Annotated in this window: 9 protein-coding genes; 3 read left to right on the top strand and 6 right to left on the bottom strand. The window is 69.4% G+C overall.

Going from position 1 to position 8,203, the window contains the following annotated elements:
- Nucleotides 1-237: 237 nt before the first annotated feature.
- Nucleotides 238-402, bottom strand: coding sequence for a hypothetical protein (locus AB0C84_RS44740; RefSeq protein WP_361078705.1), 165 nt, complete (start codon nucleotides 400-402; stop codon nucleotides 238-240).
- A gap of 50 nt (nucleotides 403-452) precedes the next feature.
- Here AB0C84_RS44740 and AB0C84_RS44735 point away from each other — a divergent pair, with 50 nt between their 5' ends.
- Complete coding sequence (locus tag AB0C84_RS44735; RefSeq protein ID WP_361078702.1) at nucleotides 453-1,067, top strand: NUDIX domain-containing protein; 615 nt, start codon at nucleotides 453-455, stop codon at nucleotides 1,065-1,067.
- A gap of 85 nt (nucleotides 1,068-1,152) precedes the next feature.
- Here AB0C84_RS44735 and AB0C84_RS44730 read toward each other — a convergent pair whose 3' ends face one another.
- The gene (locus AB0C84_RS44730; RefSeq protein ID WP_361078699.1) at nucleotides 1,153-1,623 is read right to left on the bottom strand and encodes a helix-turn-helix domain-containing protein; all 471 of its coding nucleotides are present in this window, start codon (nucleotides 1,621-1,623) and stop codon (nucleotides 1,153-1,155) included.
- A 79-nt stretch (nucleotides 1,624-1,702) separates the two neighbouring features.
- On the opposite strand from AB0C84_RS44730, the gene AB0C84_RS44725 reads away from it, so the two are divergent.
- Complete coding sequence (locus AB0C84_RS44725; RefSeq protein WP_361078696.1) at nucleotides 1,703-2,326, top strand: NAD(P)-binding domain-containing protein; 624 nt, start codon at nucleotides 1,703-1,705, stop codon at nucleotides 2,324-2,326.
- Between the two features lie 1,132 nt (nucleotides 2,327-3,458).
- Here the strand turns inward: AB0C84_RS44725 and AB0C84_RS44720 are convergent.
- Together AB0C84_RS44720 and AB0C84_RS44715 are read right to left on the bottom strand one after the other, a co-directional pair.
- Nucleotides 3,459-3,641, bottom strand: coding sequence for a hypothetical protein (locus tag AB0C84_RS44720; protein WP_361078694.1), 183 nt, complete (start codon nucleotides 3,639-3,641; stop codon nucleotides 3,459-3,461).
- Between the two features lie 255 nt (nucleotides 3,642-3,896).
- Nucleotides 3,897-4,415 carry a hypothetical protein gene (locus tag AB0C84_RS44715; protein ID WP_361078691.1) on the bottom strand — a complete coding sequence of 173 codons (519 nt, stop codon included), beginning with the start codon at nucleotides 4,413-4,415 and terminating at the stop codon, nucleotides 3,897-3,899.
- Between the two features lie 1,180 nt (nucleotides 4,416-5,595).
- On the opposite strand from AB0C84_RS44715, the gene AB0C84_RS44710 reads away from it, so the two are divergent.
- Nucleotides 5,596-5,760 carry a Tn3 family transposase gene (locus tag AB0C84_RS44710; protein ID WP_361078688.1) on the top strand — a complete coding sequence of 55 codons (165 nt, stop codon included), beginning with the start codon at nucleotides 5,596-5,598 and terminating at the stop codon, nucleotides 5,758-5,760.
- 227 nt (nucleotides 5,761-5,987) lie between these two features.
- Here the strand turns inward: AB0C84_RS44710 and AB0C84_RS44705 are convergent, their stop codons facing one another.
- Both AB0C84_RS44705 and AB0C84_RS44700 read right to left on the bottom strand, forming a co-directional pair.
- Nucleotides 5,988-6,902, bottom strand: coding sequence for a zinc-binding dehydrogenase (locus AB0C84_RS44705; protein ID WP_361078685.1), 915 nt, complete (start codon nucleotides 6,900-6,902; stop codon nucleotides 5,988-5,990).
- A 726-nt stretch (nucleotides 6,903-7,628) separates the two neighbouring features.
- Nucleotides 7,629-7,976: an AAA family ATPase gene (locus AB0C84_RS44700; protein ID WP_361078682.1), complete on the bottom strand. Its 348-nt coding sequence runs from the start codon at nucleotides 7,974-7,976 to the stop codon at nucleotides 7,629-7,631.
- Nucleotides 7,977-8,203 lie beyond the last annotated feature (227 nt).

The following is an 8,203-nucleotide window of genomic DNA, read 5'->3' as shown; positions in this document are numbered from 1 at the left end:
CGTCCACGTCCGCGACACTCGGCAACGTCAGGGCCCTTGATGTCCCCCTCGCCCACGCGTCGGCGAGCCTCCGGGTGTCCCACTAACGTTCGTTAACGGCCCGAGGACGTCCCGCCCGTCGTGGGGGGAGACGAGAGCGGCGGGGAGAGTGGTTCAGAGCTGGCCGAACGAGTCCTACGAAGGCGAGTCCGTGCCGGTCGAGCCCAGCGAACAGGAGGTACTCCGCCGCTCGGACTACTACCGCAGGTACGCGCTGACCACCGTGCAGCTGGGGTTCGCGTTGCACGACGTCGCGCTGCCCGACCAGCCGCCGGCGCCGGACTCGCCCGCCCTGGCCCACACCGCCGCGGTGGCGGTCGCGACCTTGGTCGCCGCGCTGAACGACGTCGTCACACCCGTCATCGACGTACGCGCGTCGATGTCGCCTCACCGGATGTCGCATCGGCCGAGGGATGTCCGATGTGCGGCGGTCCGGTACCGGACCGGACCGGGAAGCCGGGACGCCGCACCACCTGGTGCTCCAAGGCGTGCCGCTCGCCGGGCTGCCGCCGGTCGTACCCGAGCACCTGCGATCGTGGTCGGTGTCGTGGAGCGCCTACGCCCCGGTGGACATCACCCCGCCCGAGCTGCGACCCGGCGCCGGACTCGACACGTCGGTCGCCGACGGCTGGGCCGAGCCCGCGACCGACCCTGCCGCGCTGCCCGACCTCGCCGATCGCCACGCCGCCGCGCTCATCGCGTTCCAGGCCGACGCCCAGGGCCGCCCCCTGCACCCCGGCGGCCGCACCGGCAAGACCGGCCGCAACCTCGGTAAGTGGGGCGAGAACCGGGCGGTGGACCCGATCGTGATCGCCGGTACCGGGCGCTACCAGCGGGTGCTGTTGATCCGCCGCTCCGACTGCGGGGCCTGGGCCCTGCCCGGCGGCATGGTCGAGCCCGGGGAGAGCGCCCCAGCCGCGCTGGTGCGGGAGCTGGCGGAGGAGACCGGCGTCGACCTGAACGGCTTCGTCCCGCGCGCTGCGGACCTCGCGAGCCCGCACCCGTGCGGGGCACACTGCCGCGTATAGCGATGAGACTGCTCCAGCGACTTTCGCTGGCACGATGACCGTCCGATGGTCATCGGTTCGCGCACGCACAGGCCTTGCCGGGCACTCAGGATCTCGACGGCCCCCGCGCGCGCCTTGAGAGCCCAGGCGCACGATCCGGGGCCGGACGTTCCTCACCCCCGGTGTCGGCTCCTGACCGCTTCGCATCCCATAGGGCCCGGCTCTCGGCGATGGTGCCACGGTGCTCCTCGGCCCAGTCGGCGAGTGACCGGAGTGGGACGGTCAGGGACTGGCCTGTGGGGGTGAGTGCGTACTCGACGTGAGGAGGCCGCATGTCGAGGACGGTTCGGGTGATCAGCCCGTCCCGCTCAAGTCGCTGGAGGGTGAGTGTCAGCATCCGCTGGGAGATCCCCTCGATGGCTCGTTGTAGGGCGCGGAACCTGTAGGGCTCACGCGCAAGCGCCGCCACGACGAGGATTGACCACTTGTCCCCGACTCGTTCGAGGACGTCTTTAAGCGAACAGTCTTCGGCGCTGAAGCGCGCCTGGGCGGTCACAATCGTGTGCCTATCGGTCATCGAAGTGCCTTCTGGTGCCTGAGAACCATAGTTACTACCGTAGTGTTGGTAATCAATAGTAACCATGAAAGGTCATGTCATGAAGGTGGGCATCCTAGGCACGGGTCGAATGGGGCAGGGCCTCGGCGAACTCCTACGCCGAGCAGGCCACCACGTTGCTCTCGGCTCGCGCACACCGGCTGACACTGGGTTTCCGTCCAGCACTCTTGAACACGTCGCCACGCAGAGCGAGGTTGTTCTCATCGCCCTCCCGCACGTCGCGATCGAGCCCAACATCGACTTGCTACGCACCATCGCACCCGACACTGTTGTGATCGACCTGGCGAACGGTGTCCGCGTTGACGACGGACGGATTCGATCGGTCCTAGACAAGCCTCACGGGCGGTGGCTGGCGAACCTCTTGCCGCACGCCAAGGTCGCCCGCGCCTTCACGCACGTCCAGGATGAACTGCTCGTGAGCCGTGCGATGCGCCAGCCAAACACATGGGCCGTCGCCGTCGCAGCCGATGACCCTAACGCCCTCGCGACAGCCAGCGAACTGGTGGAGTCGGCCCGGTACGTGCCGCTCTCCGTTGGCGATCTCGACCAATCAGGCGTCCTCGATCCTGGTGGTCCACTGTTCCCCAATATGTACCTACCTGGGGACATGTATGACCTGCTGCACGGCACTAGGTCTGCGCTAGATCTAGACCGGCGCCTCTAGCTCTAGCCGGCGGCCGTCACCACCGGCGGGATGCCGGCCGCTGGCGGCGGTCGGAGTCTTCGGCTGGCCAACCACCACGACAACGCTGTGACCAGCCGAATGAGAAACTTTCTTTACGTCTTCAAAGGCGCCCACCACGGCGCCGTCAGGACGTCGGCGGGCCCCGGGCATGCGGCTTTCCGTTAAGAGGTCATAACAAAATGTGCATGTGGTGCGACAGGTAGTGATGGTCAAGTGTGGTGTGGACGGGTGCGTAAGGGCGAGCAACCCCCATGGATCGTGGCCGACAGCCTGTGGGAGCGGATCGAGCCGCTGCTGCCGAAGGTGGTGCCCGGCTGGACGCCCCGGCCGCGCGCGCCGCTATTGAGGCCGCGTGGGAAGCCGGGCTGAGCGTCCGCGCGGCGGCCGAGCGGGCCACCCGGTCGGCGTCCTACATCGGTGACGTCTACACCCAGCTCGCCAAGGCGCGGGCCGCAGCCCAGCAGGGGCCAGACCCGGATCGAGTGGGCCGCGTGATCGGCTCTCGCCTACCTCGCTGCCGTGCCCCTCAGCGTCGTGCTCCTAGCCGTGGTCCTGCTCCGCAACCACCCGGCCCCCGGGACCGGCCCAGCGAGGCCGCACGCTCGAGGCCCATCGACGTCCTGGCGGCCGCCGCCCGGCGGGCGCCCTTGAACACGTAAGGAAAGTTCTCGTTCGGGGGGCGCCTCCGGTTGCTCGGATCCTGTGCCTTCTCGCGCGCGTAGGGCCTTTCTCTCAAACCCCCGAAAGTCAGCAAAATCGCGGGATAAGTGCAGGTGGGCGCGCTTGCGCACCGACAGCCGCGCCTCCGCAAGGCCGTTGCTGTAAGAACCCCAACGGGGCCTCGCGCGTCGCGGATAGCCGAGTTAGGCCGTTAGACCCCCCACGGAAACCACCGCGCCGCACGATCAGAAGGCGCCCCCTGACACCACCGTAGACCGAGAAGCCCACGATGGCGGAAACCGGGCGCGAGGTGCCACAACTCTGTACGTGCTCAAAGAGACGGGCCCCCCGGTGGGAGGCCCGTCAGTGTTTGTATGAAACCCGGTCGGCTTCAGCACTTGTGGTCGGCTCTGGGGACTTGGGAGGGCCCCCAGAGTCTGGTTCGCGGCTCCTAGGCCTCCGTGTTGGCCGCCGCCTCGATCTCGGCGTAGGAGTGACCCGCCGCCCTGGCCTTCAGGATTGCCTCCTGAGCCCTGCGGTGGACCTCCTGGTAGATGGGGGACCTGTTGCCGTGGCGGTTGAAAGCCTTCTTCTCGGCGGCCCGTGCACCCGCCGCATCAGACAACGCTGACATGTACACCCTCTCCTTTGCATCTCAACATGAGCTGCCCGCAGCTTCCTGCCGCAGGTGAACAAGACCGTCCGCGCCTTTCCCGAAACCACAACCCTCGACCGCGTGGCATCTGACGTTAGGGAACGCACCGATCGGGTCACCGAGGTTCAGGAACAGGCACTTAAGGCGGTTGGATGCGCTCTGCGGGTTGGGGATTTGTCTCCAGGCCCTTCCCGCTGCGTCCTCTCCGCGTTGACCTGCACAGGTCTGCGCAGGTCACCGTTTGGGGAGGCTGGGGACCGTGGGGAGGCGCACTGCCTGATGCGGTTGAGGCCGGTGGGCACTGGGGGCCCGCTCCCTCCCCACGAGCCCGGGGGCCCGGCCGATACCCCACCCCAACCCCCTCAGGGAGTCGACTCGCGCGGATGCCCCGGAGTCCCAGAGGGACTCCGGGGCGTCGATCTCGGCCAGGACCTCGACGGGGTCGCACGTCGCGGTGCCGGTCCGGCGGGCGCCGCACCCCTCGCACCGCACGACGCCGGCGGCGGCCTCGTCGGCCTGGCGGCCGCAGCCGCCGGCGCGCAGCGCGGCCCGGACCCCGTGCAGCGCGTCCATGTAGCCCCGCGGGCCGATCGGCGGGACCACCTCGGCCGCCCGGACGATCTCGACAGGCGTCCGGCCATCCGCCAGCAGCGCGTCCACGCGCACCGCCATCTCCGCCAGCACCCAGCCCGGCGCCCCGTCCGGGACCACCCTCGGCAGCGCACCCACCACCCGCCGCGCGTCCTGCGACACTGAACGGCGCCCTCACGGGCGATCACCGACAGAGGCGGGGGGTTAAAGGTCACCCCGCCCCTCTCGGCGCTCTGAGGCCACTCTGAGGGCCGCGCGGCGCCGTTCTCGGCGCTCCGGCTCCCCTTGGGCTCCTCGCGCGCCGCTTGCGGCGCCGCCTCGTCGAGCTGGAAGGCGAACCGCACCGCCAACTCCTTGAGCACTTCGCGACCTGGCACCACTCCCCAGGCTCCGTGCTCGCGCCGCCCGGGGGCCCTGACCGACAGCGCCGGCAACCACGCACTCCAGGAGTTCACCCGCGCCGACGAGTTCCTGACCTGGCTCGACCACAACCAAAGCGGCCTGGCCCACCTCACCCAGGCCCATACCAACCGCTGGCACGCCAGCCACCACAACACGAGCAGCGCTCTCTCCGCGCCCTCCTCAACTGGGCGATCAACACGGGCCGCTCCCCGCAGCCCCTCGTCCTGCCGAGACTGCACAAAGTCGAAGGCCGTCGCCTCACCCAGCACCGGCGACTGGAACTCCTCCGTCGAGTTTTGGACGAGACCGCCGGACCGATCCGTGCTCGGGTCGCGGCCAGCCCAGCCTCACGCTTCTCTACGCTCAACCCGCCAGCCGCCTGGTCTTGCTCACCATCGACGACGTCCTCCATGAAGACGACTGTGTCCTCGTCCGGCTCCGGACACCCTCCGACACCCGTCCCCGAGCCCTTCGCCGACTTGCTCCTACGCGCCACCGCCGAAGCCACGGACGGCGCTCTTGGAACGAATGGCTATTTCCCGGACGCGCTGGGCGGCCGCTTCACTCACGCAGTCTGGCCGACCAGGTCAGAGACCTGGGCATCCCGGGAGCAGCGGGCCGTGCCCCCGCGCTACGCCAACTCGTCCCCCAGGCTTCCGCACCCGTCATCGCCGAGCACTGGGATTCCACGACAAAACCACCACCCACATCGCTGCTCAAGCAGGAGGTTCGTGGAAGCGCTACGCCCCCAGCGACCACGAACAGTGACCAGAACGGCAACCGCTGCCGAGAACACAAATCACTCGATCAACGGCTCCTGCCAGTCCGAAGGCTCCCAGGCCGCACGCCGACGGCACCAGGCCCGCAAGGAGGCTGAGTGCAGAAAATAGCGGTAGCCCCTCAGTACTCGGCTTCGGGTTGGGGGCCCGAGGGGGACAACGTGCTGTATGCGCTGGGCACCAACATCGGGATCAAGCGGGTCGCCGACGGCGGCCGCTACGGCGAGGCCGAGGCCGCGCTACGGACGACCCGCTACCTGTTCGTCAACCGCGACAACTTGCGCAAGGCAATCGCGACCCTGGTCAACCTCGGCCTGGTCGCGTAGCCGCCTGGGTGCCGAGTCGACGAGCTGACGTGCCGGGCCGCGCTCGCCGCAGTCACCGCGTGGGACTCCGGTGCCGCGCCCAGCTAGCCGCTCGATGGCGCACTCGCCGACAAGCTGCTGGCCGCCCTCCGCACCACAGATGCGGCCTCCCGCAGACCGCCATCGCCGACCTGTTCGGCCTCCACCCGACACCATCAGCCGATGGCATACACCTGTGACTTGCATCGCTACGTGACGTCAAGCACGACCTTGCCGCGGATCCGGCGCTCCAGAAGTGCCGCCGCCGCCTCGGCCACTCGGTCCCAGGAGCCGCGCCAGCCGATCTGCGGGACGAGCCGCCCTTGGTCCAGCAACTGGAGGAGATAGGCGAGGTCCGGGCCGAATGCCCAGTCGAGTCGGTACGCCTCGATGCGCAGCCTGCTGCCCAGATGCCGGATGGCCTCGAAATCGATCGAGGTCGACGCTCCGGACGCGTGCCCGATGGACTGGACGATGCCGCCCTCGGCCAGCAGCCCGTACGCCTGGGCCAGTAGGGCGCCGCCGACGTTCTCCAGGACTCCGGCAACCGGCTCGGTCACGTTGTCGAGCCCGACGACGACCTCGGCGGCGCCCAGCTCCGTCAGCCCGGCTCCGCGTTCCGGGCTGCCCACGGCGGCGACGACATGAGCCCCTGCCAAGGCGCCGAGCTGGACCGCGTACCGGCCAACACCGCCGGACGCGCCGGTGACCAAAATCCGCCGGCCGATGACCGGGCCGAGACCGCGCAGCGCCTGCAGGGCGGAGACTCCGGCCACCGGCAGCGCACTCGCGACGCCGAGGTCGACGGTGTCAGGCACCGTCACGAGCTTGGCAGATTCGACCGCGCGTAGCTGCGCCCAGGCGCCGGCCGGACCCCAAGTGACAACGCGCGTTCCGACCTCCGGACCCGAGCCGTCCGCCGCCGCCTCGACGACGACCCCCGCCGCGTCCCAGCCTGAGACGCCACCCGGTTCGGTGCGCTGGGACAGGTCGGCGACCTCGCCGAAGTTCAACGACACCGCCCGGACCTCGACCACCGTCTGCGCTCGCTCCGGCTGCGGATCAGCGACCTCGCCGACCCGAAGGCCCTGGGGTGCGTCCGGGTCGTGGATCAATGCGCGCATCGGGAACCTCCAAGAACGTTAAACGAACGCCCCGCCGTACGCGGTCGCACCTCAGCGCCGGTCCGGTTTATGAAACCGCCAGCCGTCCAATAGTAGCCACCGCAGGTCAGGACGCATCCGAGGGCCAGGCATTGCGCGACGGTCGCGCTGTCGGCGACACGCCCACCAGCGGCAACGCCTATTGACACCCAGTGGCGGAGACGTACGACCTTCGTACTTCGGAGCCGGACGGAGCCGGCCCGTGTCGCCCGGCAACGAGCACCAGGACCACGAGATAACGAGGGCCAGGCGGACGAGCCATGCGCGAACGCCCAGCTCAGCGGTACCGATGCCGCCGATGAGCATCCCGGATGGAGCCAAGTCAAGGTCCAAGTGCGGGACGGTCCCTGCCGGTCCGGAGCGGCCGGACGCCCGGAAGCAAGATGTAGAAGTGGGAACCACTTCCGGGCCGTGCGGGGCCCGGAGAGCGGGGACGCAAGGACCGGTCTTGCCGGTCCGGTCGTCCCGCCCGGAACCGGAGTGCGCGGAGATCGGCACGTAAGAGGGGCCCGGCCGGAATACGGCAGAAAGGAATCATCGCGCGGGTCAGGAGGGTGGAGCAGAGGCCGGGGTTTCGGCTGTGGACAGCCGCCAAGCGTGGGCCAGAACGCCGTGTCCACACGTCGCAACACCCTGAGCTGCGCAAATGCCGACCGGGAGACCGGACGGAGCCGCGCTTCGGTCCGGTCAGCGCCTCCACGCGAGCCCTTCCTCGCGTATTCCGGCTGCACGCCCGCAGCTGGCACTGGGTGATGGTCTGGCCGCTCTTGCGGGCTTCGGCCAGAGGCCGGACGGCAGCAGGTCCAGCCGTTCGGCGACCGGCACCACCAGCTCGCGCGCCGGGCCGTCGAAGCGGCCGAGCATCGCGGCCGACAGCGCCTTGGGCGCCTTGGCGCGCGGCTTCTTGGCCGCCGTGGTCAGGTTCCCCAGCGGGTCCAAGTCCACCATCAGCGTGCGCAGCCCGCCCTTAGCGCACGTGCCCGTCAGGTTCCAGGTGCTGGTCGTCTTACCGACCCCACCCTTCTGGTTGATCACCGTCTCTTTCCTTATGCTCGGACCGTATCGCGCCGTCATGCCGTCATGCCGTCATGCCGTCACAGGATCGAACCGTTCTCCCTGTTCACGCGCGTGTGCCGTTATGCCGTAACAACGGCAACGGGCCCCCTCAGAATCTCCTGAGGGGGCCCGGTTGGCGTGCGGTGGGTCAGCGGGCGGGGGTGTGGGGGTGCCTTGGGAGGCTCCGCGGGACCGCCGTCGTCGGC

The sequence above is a fragment of the Actinomadura sp. NPDC048955 genome (assembly GCF_040649435.1).
GTDB lineage: Bacteria > Actinomycetota > Actinomycetes > Streptosporangiales > Streptosporangiaceae > Spirillospora > Spirillospora luteofluorescens.
Note: the sequence above shows the minus strand (reverse complement) of the source record. Positions and strands in the feature narration are given on the sequence as shown.

Coding starts and splice junctions, on each gene's coding strand:
- AB0C84_RS44740 (WP_361078705.1), bottom strand. CDS start 402: ATGACGGGTGTGACGACGTCGTTCAGCGCGGCGACCAAGGTCGCGACC.
- AB0C84_RS44735 (WP_361078702.1), top strand. CDS start 453: ATGTCCGATGTGCGGCGGTCCGGTACCGGACCGGACCGGGAAGCCGGG.
- AB0C84_RS44730 (WP_361078699.1), bottom strand. CDS start 1,623: ATGACCGATAGGCACACGATTGTGACCGCCCAGGCGCGCTTCAGCGCC.
- AB0C84_RS44725 (WP_361078696.1), top strand. CDS start 1,703: ATGAAGGTGGGCATCCTAGGCACGGGTCGAATGGGGCAGGGCCTCGGC.
- AB0C84_RS44720 (WP_361078694.1), bottom strand. CDS start 3,641: ATGTCAGCGTTGTCTGATGCGGCGGGTGCACGGGCCGCCGAGAAGAAG.
- AB0C84_RS44705 (WP_361078685.1), bottom strand. CDS start 6,902: ATGCGCGCATTGATCCACGACCCGGACGCACCCCAGGGCCTTCGGGTC.